Consider the following 16155-nt stretch of genomic DNA (forward strand, 5'->3'; position numbering starts at 1 on the left):
CTAGGACTGCGATGCGGACTCGGTGGTGCGCGCGTCCTCGACGCCCTGTCGCAGGTTGCTGCGGAAGTACAGCAGGATGCCCAGGAAGCACGCGGCCGAGACGACGAACGACATCTGCAGCGATCCGAGCAGGTCCGACACACCTCCCTGGATCACCGGCACGACGGCACCTCCGACGATCGCCATCACGAGGATCGCCCCGCCGGTCTCCTGGTAGCGCTTGTCGTCGATCGTGTCGAGCGTCTGGCCGAAGATGGTCGGCCAGCCCGGCCCCATCAGCAGGTTCGACGCGACGACCAGCCAGATCGCGGGCCCGGACGGGCCGAACGCGGCGACGAGCAGCAGCACCGCCCCGATGCCGCAGTAGGCGATCAGCACCCGCGCGGCGGAGAACCGTGCGATCAGGACGTTCGCCACGAACTTGCCACCGAGGAAGCAGCAGAACCCGACGATCATGTAGTTCGTCGCCTCGCGCTCGTTCATCCCCGGGTAGAGGTCCAGCGCGAGCCGGATCGTGAACGACCACACGGCGGTCTGCATCCCGACGTAGAGGAACTGGGCGACGATCCCCTTGCGGTACTGCCGGTTGCGGCCGAGGTGGCGCAACGTCTCGGCCAGCCCCGCCTGAGGCGTCGCACCGTCCTCGGCGGGCTTGGCGGACGGGTACCGCGTCACGAGGAACAGCACCAGCAGGCAGACGAGCACGACCAGGATGTACTTGTACGGCAGCAGCGTGTTCTGCAGCAGGTCCTGGCCGAGCGCGAGCTTCGCCTCCGGGGTCGGCGCCGCGTCCATCTGGGCCTGGATCGAGTCCCCGGTGCCGAAGATCAGGTACTTGCCGAGCACGACCCCGGCCAGGTTGCCGATCGGGGTGAACGTCTGCGAGATGTTCAGCCGCAGCGTCGCCGACGACCGTGGGCCGAGCATCGACGAGTAGGTGTTCGCGCTCGTCTCCAGGAAGCTCAGGCCGATCGCGATGGCGAAGATGCAGAACAGGAACATCCCGTACGTCGCGAGCGTGCTGGCCGGGAAGAACAGCCCGCACCCGACGATGTACACGGACAGCCCGATCAACACGCCGACCTTGTAGGACGTCCGTCGGATGATCCGCGACGCGGGGATGGCGATCAGGAAGTAGCCGCCGTAGAACGCCGACTGGACGAACGCCGTCGCCGCGTCGGACAGCGTGAAGACGTGCTTGAACTGCGTGATGAGGATGTCGTTGAGCCCGGCGGCCGCGCCCCACATCGGGAACAGCAGCGACAGCAGCACGAACTGGAAGTACGGGATCCGGTCGAGATAGCCGGAGTCCAGTTGCCGTGCCGGGTTCCTGATCAGCATCCCGCACGCTCCCCCGGGGTGACGACGTTGTCGTCGCGCAACGTAACCCGGGAACGAGACCCGCGTCACGGCCCGGTACGACGACGGCCCCGGCACCGGCGGATCGTCCGCCGGCACCGGGGCCGTTCGTGACCGGTGGTCAGGAACCGCTTCGGACGGCCTGCTCGATCCGGTCGCCGAGGTCCTTGTCGACGTTGCGCCAGTACTCGAACGCACGCTGCAGGATCGGCTCGGACACGCCGTCGAGCAGGTGGCCGGACACGTTGTTCACGAACCGCTCGCGGGCCGCGTCGTCCCATACGTCGCGCACCATCGTCGTGGCCTGGCCGAAGTCGTCGTCCTCGGGGCGCAGGGCGTAGGCCGAGCGCACCATGTCGCCGTCGGCGTGCCAGAGCGCCTCCGCGACGCGCGACGGGTCGGCCTGCGGCCCGCCGTAGGAGTTCGGGGCGTAGATCGGATCACGGGTGTTCGTGATCCGCATGTTCCCGTCCTTCTGGTAGTTGTTCACCTCTGCGTTCTGCACGGAGTTGACCGGGATCTGCTTGTAGTTGACCCCGAGCCGGGCGCGGTGCGCGTCGGCGTAGGAGAACCCGCGGGCCAGCAGCATCTTGTCCGGGGACAGGCCGGTGCCGGGGACCAGGTTGTTCGGCTCGAACGCCGCCTGCTCCATCTCCGCGTGGTAGTCCTCGACGTTCCGGTCCAGCGTCAGCTTCCCGACCTTCTGCAGCGGGTAGTCGTCGTGCGGCCAGACCTTCGTCAGGTCGAACGGGTTGAACCGGTAGGTCTTCGCGTCGGAGAACGGCATGACCTGCACGTGGAGGGTCCAGGACGGGAAGTCGCCGGCCTCGATCGTGTTGTACAGGTCGGCCTGGTGGTAGTCCGGGTCGGAACCGGCCAGCGTGTCCGCCTCCTCCTGGGTCAGGCACTCGACGCCCTGGTCGGTCTTGAAGTGGTACTTGACCCAGAACATCTCGCCGTCGGCGTTGATCCAGCTGTAGGTGTGGCTGGAGTAGCCGTTCATGTGCCGCCAGGTCTTCGGGATGCCCCGGTCGCCCATCAGCCAGGTGACCTGGTGCGCCGACTCGGGCGACAGCGTCCAGAAGTCCCACTGCATGTCGTGGTCGCGCAGGTTGTTCGCGACCCGCCGCTTCTGGCTGCGGATGAAGTGCTGGAACTTCATCGGGTCCCGGACGAAGAACACCGGGGTGTTGTTCCCGACCATGTCCCAGTTGCCCTCGGTCGTCCACAGCTTCAACGAGAAGCCGCGCGGGTCGCGCCAGGTGTCGGGGCTGCCCCGCTCGCCGGCGACCGTGGAGAACCGGATGACGCCGCGCGTCTCGACGCCCGGCTGCAGGAACGCCGCCTTCGTGTAGCGGCTGACGTCCTCGGTGGTCTCGAACTTCAGAAACGCGCCGCCGCCCTTGGCGTGCGGCTGGCGCTCCGGGATGCGCTCCCGGTTGAAGTTCGCCATCTGCTCGATCAGGTAGTGATCGTTGAGCAGGAGCGGACCGTCCGGGCCGATGGTCAGCGAGTGCTCGTCGCTGGCGATCGGGCTGCCGGAGTCGGTCGTGGTCGGCTTGGACTGCGACGTCGTCACTGCCGCGCCTCCTCGTGAGAACTCGTGGTGGGTACCCGCGTGTACCCGCTCGACGGCAGGGAATGCGTGGTGACGTCCACGATCTCCGTCGCGGGAGTCGACCGCCGTGGGTGACGATGCGACCGTGACGACGACCGGCCGGGCTCCCGCGGAATCCGGGCTCGCCGCGTACCGGGACGTGTTGCGACTGCCCGGCGTCGGCGCGGTGACCGCGCTGTCGTTCGGCGCCCGGATCCCGGCCACGGCCGTCGGCGTCACGGTCACGCTGCACGTCGTGCTCACGCTCGGGCACGGGTTCGCCGCCGCGGGGCTGGTCGCGGCCGCGATCACGACCGGCATGGCCGTCGGCGCACCGGTGCTGGGGATCGTGGTCGACCGGTTCGGGCTGCGTCCCGCCGTCCTGGTCAGCCTCGTCGTGAGCGGCGTGTTCTGGACGGTCGCGCCGCTGCTGAGCTACACGTGGTTGCTGGTCGCGGCTCTCGCGGGCGGTGTGTTCGCGCTCCCGGTGTTCTCCCTGACCCGCCAGATACTGGCCGCCGCCGTGCCGGAGGGTCGTCGCAGGCCCGCGTTCGCGCTGGACTCGATGTCGGTCGAGATGTCCTACATGACCGGGCCCGCGCTGGGTTCGCTGCTGACGCTGGTGCTCGGCAGCACCGTCACGATGCGGTCGATCGGCGCCGGGTTCGTGCTGGTCGCCGTCGCACTCCTGGTGCTCGACCCGCCCGTGTCGGCGGCCCGGTCGGGACCCCGCCCGCCTCGTCCACCGGTCCGCGAGTGGCTGCGCGCACCGCTGGTCGGGGCGCTGCTCGCGGTCGCCGCCGCGATCGTCGCGATCATGGGCACCGAACTCGCGTTCATCGCCGCGCTGACCCGCGGCGGCGAGGCCTGGGCGATCGCCGTGGTCAACGCCGTGTGGTGCGTCGCGTCGCTCGTCGGCGGTTTCCTCTACGGCGCGGCGCGGCGCGACGTCCGGTTGCCGGCCCTCCTGGCGGCGCTCGGCGTGGCGACGCTGCCGGCCGCGCTCGGCGGCCCGTGGTGGACGTTCGCCCTGCTCCTGATCGCCGCGGGCCTGTGCACCGCTCCGACGCTGGCCGCGGGCAGCAACGCGGTGGCCGACCTGGCATCCGACCGGGTGCGTGGGGTCGTCGCCGGGCTGCAGGGGTCCGCGACGACGGCCGGCATGGCGATCGCGACGCCGCTGTCCGGTGTGCTCGTCGACGCCGCGTCACCGGCCGTCGCGATCGTCGTGTGTGGCGCCGTGGCTCTCGTCGTCGCCGGCGTGTCGGCTGTCCTGATGCGCAGCGCACAGGGGTCGACCGTTCCCTGAGAAGATCCACAGACGGCTGGCGCAAGCTCCGGTCGGGAGCCGGGTTCGCGGGCAGACTGGAGTGCGATGAGCGCTCCTCCCCGGCCCGACGCGGACGCCCGCCAGAACCACCCCGCCCGACGGCGGGGCGGGCCGCTGCGCTGGCTGGCCGCGCTGCTGCTCACCGCGCTCGCCGCGATCGCCGTGGTGCCCGACCTGCTGTTCGGGATGGACCGGTTCGCGCCGTTCGTGCAGCTGAACGCGTTCCGGCCGATGGCACTCGCCGCGCTGGTCGTCGTCGTGGTCGTGTTCGCGCTGGTCACCGTGTTCCGACGACGGGTGTGGCCGATCACCGCCGGTCTCGCGCTGGTGGCGGTGGCCGGAGCGTCGATGGTCCTGCCCCGCGCGGTCGCGGACCCTCCGACGGCCGTCGGCGCACCGCTGACCGTGCTCTCCCTGAACGTCTACGAGGGCAACGCCGACGTCGACTCGCTGGCCGCACTCATCCGCTCGGAGCAGCCGGACGTCGTCGCGATCCCGGAGTCGGGGCAGCGCTTCCGTTCCGAGCTCGACCCGCTGATCGCACCACTCGGGTACCGCAGCGAGGCGTCGACGGCCTCGAACCGTCCCGACGTCGGCGGCGTCACGCTGGCCTGGTCGGACCGGCTCGGGGATCTCCGGATCCGGGTCGGCCAGTCCCGACCCTTCCCGTACATCGAGGCGACCGGCGGTGGGCTCGGCGACCTGCGGTTCGCGGCCTACCACTCGGTCGCCCCGACCCGCGGCGCGACCGACGAATGGCGCGACGACCTGGAACTGCTGCGCCAGTGGTGCTCCGGCCCCACGCCCGCGGTCGTGGCCGGCGACTTCAACGCGACGCTGGACCACTCCGTCCTGCGCGACGCGACCGCGGGGTGCGACGACGCCGCGTCCCGCACCGGAGAGGGCCTGACCGGCACCTGGCCGAACTGGGCCCCGCGGTGGCTCGGCCCGCAGATCGACCACGTGTTCTCGACGAACGGCACCGACGCCGAGTCGTTCCGCGTCATCGACGTCCCTGGCACCGACCACCGCGCGATCCTGACGACGCTGCGGCGTCCCTGACGTCAGGTCCCGGTTGCCGCCAGGCCCTTGAGACCCGCGACGAACGTCGACCAGGCAGGCCGGGAACAGGACAACACGACCCCGGGGTCACGACTGTTCCGGAAACGGATCTCGATATCCGGGAACGCGACGGCGACGCAGCCACCACCGCCGGAGTACGTACTCGTCCGGAACGGCGGGTGGTCGAGTGGGCGATCGTCGGCCACCGGCGCCGGCCTCCCTAGAGTCGGAACACCCGGGAGTGTATATCGCCAATCCCGCGAGTGAACACGACGCGACGCCACGCCACGCTCACTCCATCAGACCAGCTGCTTGGTGATCTCCTCGACCCGATCGTGAGCCTGCTCCCTCTCGAGGGAAGCTGCGGAGATCGTCTCGAACTGCCGGGCGTAGCCCGACACGTCGTCGCCGCTGGTGAGATACCGCGCTCCGGATCGCTGCTCGAGGTATACAACGTCGCCGTCAGCCGAATCCGCTGTGGTGATCACCGTGAACGGGCCACCAATGGCGGCGGGCAACGTGAGTGTCGATGGAGCGAGGCGCACGGTGATGTGGGGCGACCCGTTGTGGATCTCGCCCTCGATCGTCTGGAGCTGCCCGCGGAGGGTCTCGGCACCACCGAATGCACGAATGAGAGCGTTCTCGCTCAGCACGAGGTCGATCTGAAGGTCTCGCCGTCGGCGTAGGCGGCGGCCTCGCTCCAGACGGAGCTCGAGCAAGCGCGCCCGCTGGCGCTCGGTATGGTCGGGAAAGTAGGCGGCGATGACATTCATCGCGTACTGCTCAGTCTGCAGAACGCCCGGCACGAGGTCGGGCTCGTAAGACACGATGCGTGACGCGTCGTCCTCGTAACTCATCAGCGTCTCGACATGATCGCCTGTCATGTCGCTTGCCAGCACGTCGCGAAACGGGCTGAACCAGTCCTTCTGTCGTCCGGTCTTGAGCAAGGAGAGAACGTCGTCCCGAAAGATCTCGGCATCCCGGACGCCCATGCCCCGGTAGATGTCCAACATCTTTTCGACGTCGACAGCACGAGCGGGGGAAGTGCCCTTCTCGAGTCGGCTCATCGTTGCCTGCGATCTTTCGATCTGGCCACCGACATCGACAAGTGTCAAACCGGCCTTCTCGCGCATCTGACGTAGCTCTTGCCCCAAGCGACGCCGAGCCGCAGCCGGGCTCAGTTGATCAGCGCCGCTATTTTCGCTTGGCGCCGATCCACTCACAAGACAGCTCCTGCCGCTCAACGGGGCGGGCCGCCGCCGAGCGCGCAGCGACGGGCCGAATATTCAGTGGGGAGCGTTGTAGCGTTTGATCAGCTCGTAAGTCGACCTGTGACGACCCGGCGACCTAACAAGTATGTGAGAGAGCCTTCCTATGCGACGAACGGTTGACCCTGCGCCTGACGCCCGCCTCACAGTCTTGGCAAGTCAGTGGCCGTGTCAATCGAATGGACGCCAGCCGATCGAGATGGAGACCGACGATCACCGGCGGCGAGGCTGTCAGTGCAGCGTTCCAGTCTAGGCCGTGAGACGGCCCGAGCGACAGGTCGCGGCCGGGTGAAGTCTCACGCGCTCTTCCACTCTGAATATTCACGGCGAATGATGTATGATTTCCTCCTCATCGGCTCACCTCGGACAGGTGATCACCATGATGTTGGGCATCGCGCTCGTCGGTACCGCCCTGCTCGTCGGGCTGGCCGTCCTGATCGGACGCATCGAACGCGTCTCCACCGAGACGGCGTTCCTACAGGTCGCCGCAGGTCGGCGGGAGAACGGCGAGGAACGCCGTCGCCTGATGGATCGCGAACTCGACCTCGAAAACTGGGAACGGGAGCTGCACGAGCAGCAGGAGCGGCTCGGGCGACTCGAACAGCGACTCCGGAAGCTGGAGCAGCGCCCTGCTCGGCCACCGTCCGGAGACACCACCTGTGACCTCGAGGACGACGACGGGGCGGCGCCGTAGCCGGCACCGCCCCGGTCTGTCCGGGCCGGTCAGCCTGCGGCGGCCACCGTCTCGGCCACCTCGTAGGTGTTCAGCGCGGCTCCCTTGCGCAGGTTGTCACCGCACACGAACAGTTCGAGCGTGTTCGGGAAGTCCAGCGCCTGACGGATGCGGCCGACCACGGTCGGCTCCCCGCCGACGGTGTCGGCCGGCGTCGGCCACTCACCTGCGGCCGGGTCGTCCTTGACGACGATCGTCGGCTGCTCGCCGAGCACCTTGCGGGCCGCGTCCACCGACACGTCGCGGCCGAACGTCGCGTGGATCGACAGCGCGTGCGTGGTCACGACGGGCACACGCACGCACGTCGCCGAGACCTTGAGCTCCGGGATCCCGAGGATCTTGCGGGACTCGTTGCGCACCTTGAGCTCCTCGGAGGCCCAGCCGTCCTCCTTGAGCGAGCCGGCCCACGGCACGACGTTCAGCGCCAGCGGCGCGGGGAACGGCGAACCGGCCTCGGACCCGACGGCGACGCCCGCGTCGGCGAGCACCGTCGCGATGTCGCCGGAGACGATGCCGACGCGCCTGCCGGCCAGCGCCGCGATCTCCGCGTAGAGCTGGTCGATGCCGGGCTGCCCGGCGCCGGACGCGGCCTGGTAGGAGGCCACGACGAGCGACTGCAGGTCGAACTCGCGGTGCAGCGCGCCCATCGCCGCCATCATCGACAGCGTCGTGCAGTTCGGGTTCGCGATGATCCCCTTGGGACGGTCGGTCACCTTGTCGGCGTTGACCTCCGGCACCACGAGCGGGACATCCGGGTCCATCCGGAACGCGCCGGAGTTGTCCACGGCCACGGCGCCACGCTCCGCCGCGATCGGCGCCCACTCGGCACTGACCTCGTCCGGCACGTCGAACATGGCGACGTCGACGCCGTCGAAGACCTCGGGCTTGAGCTCGAGGACCGTCACGTCCTCGCCGCGGACACGCAGGACCTTGCCCGCCGAGCGCGCGGACGCGATCAGCCGGATCTCGCCCCACGGGACGGACTCGCGGGAGTCGATGATGTCGATCATGGTCGTGCCGACCGCTCCGGTCGCGCCGACCAGGGCCAGCACCGGCCCGTCGGAGAGAGCCATGTCAGCGCCCCGTTCCCGCGGCGACCACCGCGTCGTCCTCGGCGCCCAGCTCGAACGCGTCGTGCAGGGCCTTGACCGCGTCGTCGAGCTGCTCGGAGCGGCAGATCACCGAGATCCGGATCTCCGAGGTGTTCATGATCTCGATGTTGATCCCGGCGTCGGAGAGCGCCTCGCAGAACTTCGCCGTGACGCCCGGGTGGTTGCGCATCCCGGCGCCGACGAGCGAGACCTTGCCGATGTCGTTGTCGTACACCAGCTCGCCGTAGCCGATCTCGGCCTTGGCGCCCTCCAGCGCAGCGACGGCCTTGTCGCCGTCGCTGCGAGGCAGGCTGAACGTGATGTCGGTCTTGCCGTCCGACTCGCGCGAGATGTTCTGCAGCACCATGTCGATGTTGATCTCGGCGTCGGCGACCGTGCGGAAGATCTTCGCGGCCATGCCGGGGGTGTCCGGCACACCGGTGATGGTGATCTTGCCCTCGGACCGGTCGTGCGCCACGCCGGTGATGATCGGGTTCTCCAACGGAATCTCCTCGATCGAGCCGGAGACCAGCGTGCCCGGCTTGTCGTTGTAGGAACTGCGCACGCGCAGGGGGACGCCGTAGCGCCGGGCGTACTCGACGGCGCGCAGGTGCAGCACCTTCGCGCCGGACGCGGCCAGCTCGAGCATCTCCTCGTAGGTGACCGTCTCCAGGTGGGTCGCCCTGGACACGATCCGCGGGTCGGCGGTGAACACGCCGTCGACGTCGGAGTAGATCTCGCAGACGTCGGCCCCGAGCGCCGCGGCCAGCGCGACGGCCGTCGTGTCCGACCCGCCGCGGCCGAGCGTCGTGATGTCCTTCGAGTCCTCGCTCATGCCCTGGAACCCGGCGACGAGCACGATGTGCCCCTCGTTCAGCGCGTCGCGGAGGCGGTACGGGTTCACCTGGGTGATGCGCGCGTCACCGTGCCGGGAGGTCGTGAGCATCCCGGCCTGCGAGCCGGTGAACGAGCGCGCCTCCGCACCGAGAGCCGAGATCGCCATCGCGACCAGCGCGTTCGAGATGCGCTCGCCGGCCGTGAGGAGCATGTCCATCTCACGGGCGGGGGGCTTCGGGGAGACCTGCTCGGCGAGGTCGGTGAGCTCGTCGGTCGTGTCGCCCATGGCGGACACGACGACGACCACGTCGTGGCCCTCCTTGCGGGTCCGGACGATGCGCTCGGCGACCTTCTTGATGCGGTCCGCGCTCTCGACCGATGATCCGCCGTACTTCTGCACGACGAGGGCCACGCCGGCCTCCTGTACTGCGCCCTCATGGGGGCGCGCCATACCTCGGGGCTATCCACCGCCCGACGGTGGCCGGACGGCGCTGGATCGAGGAGCCAGGTTACCGGCGGCGGGTAGCGGTTTCAGGATGCGAAGGGCATCAATGACCGACACCACACCGTGGTGGGTCAGGTCCGGGCGCGGTGCCGTCGCACTCCGGCGCGGTTCGCGCACCGGACCGAGCACCAGCGACGACGGCCGGTGCGCGAGACGTCCGCGAAGATCCGCCCGCACTCCGGCACCGCACAGCGACCGAGCCGGTCCATACCGCGTCCGGCCAGGTGCATCGCGGTCCCGGTCGCGATCAGTGCGTGCAGCACGCCGGCCAGCGGCAGGCCGTCGTCGCGGTGGTGCAGGTGCCAGTGACCGTCGTGGTCGGTCAACCGCGGGTGCGACGTGCCGGTGGCCAGCAGCGCGTTGAGCCGCGCGGCCCGCTCGGGCCCCGGCTCGGCGTCGACGACGGCCGTCCAGTCCGCCAGCAGCCCGCGCACCCGCTCCAGGTCGCTCGGGCCGGCCGTCCACTCGCGCGCCAGCCCCGCGTCGACGCAGCGGCGGACGAGCTCGTCGACCGAGTCCGGCACGTCGTTCGCGAGGTCGGCGGCCAGGCACACCGGATCGTGCCCGTAAGGGTTGATGTGCACTAGACCATTACAGCACGGTGGACGGCATGCGCGATCCGCTTCCGCACGACTGGCAGGCCGTCTCCCGGCATCCGACGAGCGAGGGCGAGGTGCGCTACGAGCGGTGCCGCTGCGGCGCGCACCGGATCCGGACGGTCGTCCACGGCGACCCGCAGGACCTCGCGCACCCCGTCGACCGGCGGCAACGAGCTCGCGCACTGACCACGCGCGTGTCGAAGGCCCGCACGTGACGTGCGGGCCTTCGTCGTGACCCTGGATCAGGAGATGCGGCGCACCAGGCGCACGACGATCGTCGTGACGGCCAGCCAGATGATCGCGGCGACGCCGTAGTTCATCGTCACGGAGATCTTCGGGTTCGCCGGGGTGAACAGGTTGCCCAGACCCAGGTTGAGCGCCGCGGCCCACTCGGCGAAGAAACCGGTGAGGCCGTTCGCCGGGTTCGCGTCCAGCAGCGTCAGGACGATGTGCAGCACGAGGATCAGGACGATCACGATCCCGATCACGTTCAGCACCGTCGCCAGCAGGCCGGCGCCGCGCCGCGCCGTCGTTCCCACGGTGGACATACGACCTCCCCGATCCGACGCGGCAATCGTGGCACGATGACCGCCTACTGGACAGTAACGAACGGCGTCCTCCGAAGATGTGAGATCACTTCGTTGTGATGTGGCCCGGGCGGTTGCCCACAGCAGGGGGTTCGGGGTTACGGTTGCCCCATGGCGCGCCTGCTCCTTCGCCGCCGCGGCGGGGTCTGAACCGACCGGCCCCTCGTCGCGGGGTCTGACGTGCCCGCCGGTCATCGGCACCCATTCAGGAGCACCTCCCGTGACGACGTCACCCGACGCCTACACCGCCAGTCCGACGAGCCGCGTCCGTACCCCGGACCTGCCGGCCCCGGAGTCCCAGGCCCCCTGGAACAACCAGCGCGGCTCGCACATGCCGTTCCACCGGTACATGCCGTTCCACCAGGAGGTCGAGCCGGTATCCCTGCCGGACCGCACCTGGCCCGACACGCGGATCACTGTCGCGCCCCAGTGGTGCGCGGTCGACCTGCGCGACGGCAACCAGGCCCTGATCGACCCGATGAGCCCGCAGCGCAAGCGCCGCATGTTCGACCTGCTGGTACGCATGGGCTACAAGCAGATCGAGGTCGGCTTCCCGGCCGCCAGCCAGACCGACTTCGACTTCGTCCGCGAGATCATCAACGACGGTGCGATCCCGGACGACGTGCAGATCCAGGTGCTGACGCAGGCGCGCACCGAGCTGATCGAGCGCACGTTCGAGGCCTGTGAGGGCGCCCCGAACGCGATCGTGCATCTCTACAACTCGACGTCGGTGCTCCAGCGCCGCGTCGTGTTCCGCTCCGACCGGGCAGGCATCCAGAAGATCGCCACCGACGGCGCGGAGGACGTGGCCCGCTTCTCCGAGAAGTACCCGGACACCGACTGGACGTTCCAGTACTCGCCGGAGTCCTACACGGGCACCGAGCTGCAGTACGCCGTCGAGGTCTGCAACGCGGTCAGCGCCGTCTGGCAGCCCACGCCGGAGCACCCGATGATCGTCAACCTGCCGGCGACGGTGGAGATGGCGACGCCGAACGTCTACGCCGACTCCATCGAGTGGATGCACCGCAACCTGGAGCGCCGGGGCGGGATCGTGCTGTCGCTGCACCCGCACAACGACCGCGGGACCGGCGTCGCGGCGGCCGAGCTCGGCTACCAGGCCGGCGCCGACCGCATCGAGGGCTGCCTGTTCGGCAACGGCGAGCGCACCGGCAACGTCGACCTGGTGACGCTGGGGATGAACCTGTTCACCCAGGGGATCGACCCCCAGATCGACTTCTCGGACATCGACGAGATCCGCCGCACCGTCGAGTACTGCAACCAGCTGCCGGTGCACGAGCGCCACCCCTGGGGCGGCGACCTCGTCTACACCGCGTTCTCCGGCTCCCACCAGGACGCGATCAACAAGGGCTTCGAGGCGATGCGCGCCGACGCCGCCGAGGCCGGCCACCCGGTGGACGACCACCCGTGGGAGGTCCCGTACCTGCCGGTCGACCCGCGCGACATCGGCCGGACCTACGAGGCCGTCATCCGTGTCAACTCGCAGTCCGGCAAGGGCGGCATCGCCTACATCATGAAGGCGGAGCACCAGCTCGAGCTGCCCCGCCGGCTGCAGATCGAGTTCTCGCACGTCATCCAGGCCTACACGGACACGGAGGGCGGTGAGGTCGAGCCCAAGGCGATGCGCGACGCGTTCGACGTCGAGTACCTCGGCCGGGAGACCCCCCTCAAGCTGATCCGCCACCGGATCTCCAGCGACGGCGAGGGCAACGACGAGATCGTCGCGACCGTCCGCGTCGAGTCCGACCTGCACGAGATCACCGGCAGCGGCAACGGCCCGATCGCCGCGTTCGTCGACGCGCTGGCCGGCATCGGCTTCGACGTCCGCGTGCTCGACTACCACGAGCACGCCATGGGCGGCGGGGACGACGCGCGCGCCGCGGCCTATGTGGAGTGTGCCGTCGAGGACCGGGTGTTCTGGGGCGTCGGGATCGACAGCTCGATCACGAGCGCGAGCCTCAAGGCCGTCGTGAGCGCGATCAACCGCGCCATGCGCTGACCGTCTCCCGCGCCGGGCCTCTCCGCCCGCCGCCTCCCCCTTCCGAACGAACGGCACCTTCGAGCAATGTGATTGCTCGAGGGTGCCGTTCGTTCGCCGGGGGAGGGTCGGTCGGTCGGGGCGAGCAGGACTCAGCGGCCGAGGAACTCGGTGATCGACGCGGTCGGGGTCTCGACGTCGACGTCGGCGTGCGGGCCGGTGTCCGACTCGTCGACCGTGACCTCGTGCGGTGTGATCCGGCCGTCGCGGATCGCCTCGGCGTGGTGGCAGGCGACCAGGTGCCCCTCGACGGCACCGTCCGGCACGCGCGGCTCCGGGCGCTCCGTGGAGCACCGGTCCTCCTGGCGCCACGGGCAGCGGGTGTGGAACCGGCATCCGGACGGCGGCGCCGCGGGCGACGGCAGGTCCCCGGTCAGCAGGATCCGCTCCCGGTCGTCCTCGACCTCGGGGTCCGGCACCGGCACCGCGGACAGCAGCGCGCGTGTGTACGGGTGCAACGGGTCGTCGTAGAGCGCGCGGGCGGGCGCCTCCTCGACGATCCCGCCGAGGTACATCACGCCGACCCGGTCGGACACGTGCCGCACCACCGCGAGGTCGTGCGCGATCACCACGTACGTCAGGCCGAGCTCGCGCTGCAGCCGGGACAGCAGGTTCAGCACCTGCGCCTGCACGCTGACGTCCAATGCGGACACCGGCTCGTCGGCGACGATCAGGTCCGGCTCGACGCAGAGCGCCCGCGCGATCCCGATCCGCTGCCGCTGCCCGCCGGAGAACTCGTGCGGGTACCGGCGCAGCGCCGACGCCGGCAGCCCGACGGCGTCCATCAGCTCGGTGAGCCGGGCCCGGTCCCCGTCGGCGCCGGTGGACAGCCCGTGCGCCCGCATCCCTTCGGTCAGCAGCGACCCGACGGACTGCCGGGGGTCCAAGCTGGACAGCGGATCCTGGAACACCATCTGGAACCGCCTGCGCATGCGGCGCAACGGCTCCCCCGACAGACCGGCGACGTCCTCGCCGTCGAACCGCACCGTGCCGCGCGTGACGTCGGTCAGCCGCAGCACCGCCCGGCCCAATGTGGACTTCCCGCAGCCGGACTCGCCGACGAGCCCGTAGGTCTCCCCGCGCCGCACGGACAGCGAGACGCCGTCCACGGCGCGGACGTGCCCGACCGTCCGCCGGAACACCACGCCGCTGGTGATCGGGAAGTGCACAGCGAGGTCGTCGACATCGAGGAGTGGTGGTTCGCTCATGCCGACACCGCCGGAACCGGGTTGTGGCAGCGCAGCATCCGCGACGCCGCCGTCTCGACCGGCGGGGTGGTGCCGGTGCACGCCTCGATCGCACGGTCGCAGCGCGGCGCGAACGCGCACGCCCCGTCCCACGGCAGGTTGTCCGACACCGACCCGGCGATCGCCGGCAGCTCCTCGCCCGGGTCGGAGTCCAGCCGCGGGATCGAGCCGATCAGCCCGTGCGTGTACGGATGGCGCGGGGTGGCGAACAGGCGGTGCCGCTCGGCCCGCTCGACGATCCGTCCCGCGTAGACGACGTTCACCCGGTCACAGAGCCCGGCCACGACGCCGAGGTCGTGCGTGATCATCATCAGCGCCGTCCCGGTCTCGGCGACGACGTCGCGCAGCAGTTCCAGGATCTGCGCCTGGATCGTCACGTCCAGTGCCGTCGTCGGCTCGTCGGCGATCAGCAGCCGCGGGCCGCAGGCCAGTGCGATCGCGATCAGCGCGCGCTGGCGCATCCCGCCGGAGAGCTGGTGCGGGTAGGACTTCACGCGCCGGGCCGGGTCCGGGATGCCGACCCGTTCGAGCAGCGTGACCGCCTCGGAGGCGGCCGCCTTCTTGTCCATCCCGCGGTGGCGGCGCAGCGCTTCCGTGATCTGCACCTCGATCGTGACGACCGGGTTCAGCGACGACAGCGGGTCCTGGAACACCATCCCGAGGTCCCGTCCGCGACGGCTGCGCAGCGCGTCCGGGCCGAGCGTGAGCAGGTCGGTGTCGTCGAACCACACCTCGCCACCGACGTGCGCGTTCCGCCCCGGCAGCAGACCCATGATCGCCAGGGAGGTCACCGACTTTCCGCACCCGGACTCGCCGACCAGACCGACGATCTCGCCCGGCTCCACGTCGAACGTCACGCCGTCGACGGCCACGGTGTCCGGCTCGCCGCGCCTGCGGAAGCGCACGGACAGGTCGCGCACGGACAGCAGCGGGGACTCCGCGGAGCGCGGGCGGCGTGGGGTGTGATGACTCATCGTCGCCCCTTCGGGTCGAGCGCCTCGCGCAGGGACTCGCCGAACAGCGTGAACCCCAGCGCGACGACGATGATCGCGACGGCCGGGTAGACCGCCAGCGCGGGCCGGACATCCAGGTAGGGCTGCGCGTTGGCGAGCATCAGCCCCCACTCCGCGCGGGCCGGGTCGGCGTCGCCGAGACCGAGGAAGGACAGCGCGGCCGCGTCCAGGATCGCCGTGGCCAGCGTCAACGTGGCCTGCACGATCACCGGTCCGATGGCGTTCGGCAGCATGTGCCGCAACACGATCGCCCGTCGCTTCACGCCGAGCGCGGTTGCGGCGAGCACGTGGTCGGACTCGCGCTGGGCGAGCATCGAGCCGCGCAGGAGGCGGGCGAAGATCGGCACGTTGACCAGAGCCACCGCGATGATCACGGTGGTCTGGCTCGGCCGCGCCGCCAGCGCCGCCACCGAGATCGCCAGCAGCAGCGACGGGATGGACAGCAGCACGTCGGTCACGCGCATCAGGGCGGTGTCCACCCAGCCGCCGACCGATCCGGCGACGGCGCCGATCAGCACGCCCACCACCAGACCGAACAGCGTCGCCAGCACGCCGACCAGCAGTGTCTGACGGGACGCCAGGATCATCCGGGAGAACTCGTCGCGGCCGTTCTGGTCGCTGCCGAACGGGAAGCCCTCCTGCGGGCCGGGGATCGAGCCGGGACGCAGCCGGTCGAGCAGCTCCGGGAACGCGTCGCCCGGCGGGTGCGGCGCGATCAGCGGCGCGAACACCGACACGAGCACGAACACCGCGATGATCGCCGCGCCGACCATCGCGATCGGGTTGCGCCGCAGCCGCAGCCACGCGTCCGCGGTCAGGCTGCGCCCGGCCGTCTCGTCGATCCGGTTGCGGCGGCGCTCCATCCAGGTCG

16 protein-coding genes are annotated in these 16155 nt (G+C 70.2%); 5 read left to right on the plus strand and 11 right to left on the minus strand.

Features of this window, described 5'->3' with window-relative positions; genetic code table 11:
- Nucleotides 1-1341 (minus strand): L-fucose:H+ symporter permease, encoded by a 1341-nt coding sequence (gene fucP / locus EV378_RS14955; RefSeq protein ID WP_132425463.1) that lies wholly within the window; start codon nt 1339-1341, stop codon nt 1-3.
- A 139-nt stretch (nt 1342-1480) separates the two neighbouring features.
- On the minus strand, nt 1481-2938 hold the full coding sequence (locus EV378_RS14960) for a catalase (protein ID WP_132425466.1): 1458 nt from the start codon (nt 2936-2938) through the stop codon (nt 1481-1483).
- A gap of 124 nt (nt 2939-3062) precedes the next feature.
- Here EV378_RS14960 and EV378_RS14965 point away from each other — a divergent pair, with 124 nt between their 5' ends.
- Both EV378_RS14965 and EV378_RS14970 read left to right on the plus strand, forming a co-directional pair.
- Entirely contained in the window at nt 3063-4265 is a 1203-nt protein-coding gene (locus tag EV378_RS14965; protein ID WP_165922295.1) for an MFS transporter, read from the plus strand.
- Between the two features lie 66 nt (nt 4266-4331).
- Nucleotides 4332-5348, plus strand: coding sequence for an endonuclease/exonuclease/phosphatase family protein (locus EV378_RS14970; protein ID WP_132425472.1), 1017 nt, complete (start codon nt 4332-4334; stop codon nt 5346-5348).
- Between the two features lie 2 nt (nt 5349-5350).
- Here the strand turns inward: EV378_RS14970 and EV378_RS37060 are convergent, their stop codons facing one another.
- Together EV378_RS37060 and EV378_RS14980 are read right to left on the minus strand one after the other, a co-directional pair.
- Nucleotides 5351-5632: a DUF397 domain-containing protein gene (locus EV378_RS37060; protein WP_424511224.1), complete on the minus strand. Its 282-nt coding sequence runs from the start codon at nt 5630-5632 to the stop codon at nt 5351-5353.
- Nucleotides 5633-5647: 15 nt separating this feature from the next.
- The gene (locus EV378_RS14980) at nt 5648-6571 is read right to left on the minus strand and encodes a helix-turn-helix domain-containing protein (RefSeq protein WP_279389631.1); all 924 of its coding nucleotides are present in this window, start codon (nt 6569-6571) and stop codon (nt 5648-5650) included.
- A 424-nt stretch (nt 6572-6995) separates the two neighbouring features.
- Here EV378_RS14980 and EV378_RS14985 point away from each other — a divergent pair, with 424 nt between their 5' ends.
- Nucleotides 6996-7310: a hypothetical protein gene (locus tag EV378_RS14985; RefSeq protein WP_132425481.1), complete on the plus strand. Its 315-nt coding sequence runs from the start codon at nt 6996-6998 to the stop codon at nt 7308-7310.
- Nucleotides 7311-7339: 29 nt separating this feature from the next.
- On the opposite strand, the gene EV378_RS14990 is transcribed toward EV378_RS14985, so the two are convergent.
- From EV378_RS14990 to EV378_RS15000, 3 genes are all read right to left on the minus strand, one after another.
- Nucleotides 7340-8422: an aspartate-semialdehyde dehydrogenase gene (locus EV378_RS14990; RefSeq protein WP_132425484.1), complete on the minus strand. Its 1083-nt coding sequence runs from the start codon at nt 8420-8422 to the stop codon at nt 7340-7342.
- Nucleotide 8423: 1 nt separating this feature from the next.
- A complete protein-coding gene (locus tag EV378_RS14995; protein ID WP_132425487.1) occupies nt 8424-9689 on the minus strand; it encodes an aspartate kinase in 1266 nt (421 codons plus the stop codon).
- A 164-nt stretch (nt 9690-9853) separates the two neighbouring features.
- A complete protein-coding gene (locus EV378_RS15000; RefSeq protein WP_132425490.1) occupies nt 9854-10366 on the minus strand; it encodes a CGNR zinc finger domain-containing protein in 513 nt (170 codons plus the stop codon).
- Between the two features lie 26 nt (nt 10367-10392).
- On the opposite strand from EV378_RS15000, the gene EV378_RS15005 reads away from it, so the two are divergent.
- A complete protein-coding gene (locus tag EV378_RS15005) occupies nt 10393-10596 on the plus strand; it encodes a hypothetical protein (RefSeq protein WP_132425493.1) in 204 nt (67 codons plus the stop codon).
- 27 nt (nt 10597-10623) lie between these two features.
- Here the strand turns inward: EV378_RS15005 and EV378_RS15010 are convergent, their stop codons facing one another.
- Nucleotides 10624-10929, minus strand: a complete 306-nt coding sequence (locus tag EV378_RS15010) for a hypothetical protein (protein WP_243653465.1) — start codon at nt 10927-10929, stop codon at nt 10624-10626.
- A gap of 259 nt (nt 10930-11188) precedes the next feature.
- Here EV378_RS15010 and leuA point away from each other — a divergent pair, with 259 nt between their 5' ends.
- Nucleotides 11189-12985 (plus strand): 2-isopropylmalate synthase, encoded by a 1797-nt coding sequence (gene leuA, locus EV378_RS15015; protein WP_132425495.1) that lies wholly within the window; start codon nt 11189-11191, stop codon nt 12983-12985.
- 131 nt (nt 12986-13116) lie between these two features.
- Here the strand turns inward: leuA and EV378_RS15020 are convergent, their stop codons facing one another.
- Genes EV378_RS15020 through EV378_RS15030 form a run of 3 tightly spaced genes read right to left on the minus strand, consistent with a single transcriptional unit; the run spans nt 13117 to nt 16147 of the window.
- On the minus strand, nt 13117-14232 hold the full coding sequence (locus EV378_RS15020) for an ABC transporter ATP-binding protein (protein WP_132425498.1): 1116 nt from the start codon (nt 14230-14232) through the stop codon (nt 13117-13119).
- Nucleotides 14229-15245: an ABC transporter ATP-binding protein gene (locus tag EV378_RS15025; protein ID WP_132425501.1), complete on the minus strand. Its 1017-nt coding sequence runs from the start codon at nt 15243-15245 to the stop codon at nt 14229-14231. The genes EV378_RS15020 and EV378_RS15025 overlap by 4 nt, the downstream gene beginning before the upstream one ends.
- Nucleotides 15242-16147, minus strand: coding sequence for an ABC transporter permease (locus EV378_RS15030; protein WP_132427929.1), 906 nt, complete (start codon nt 16145-16147; stop codon nt 15242-15244). The genes EV378_RS15025 and EV378_RS15030 overlap by 4 nt, the downstream gene beginning before the upstream one ends.
- Nucleotides 16148-16155: the final 8 nt, after the last annotated feature.

The sequence above is a fragment of the Pseudonocardia endophytica genome, assembly GCF_004339565.1.
GTDB lineage: Bacteria > Actinomycetota > Actinomycetes > Mycobacteriales > Pseudonocardiaceae > Pseudonocardia > Pseudonocardia endophytica.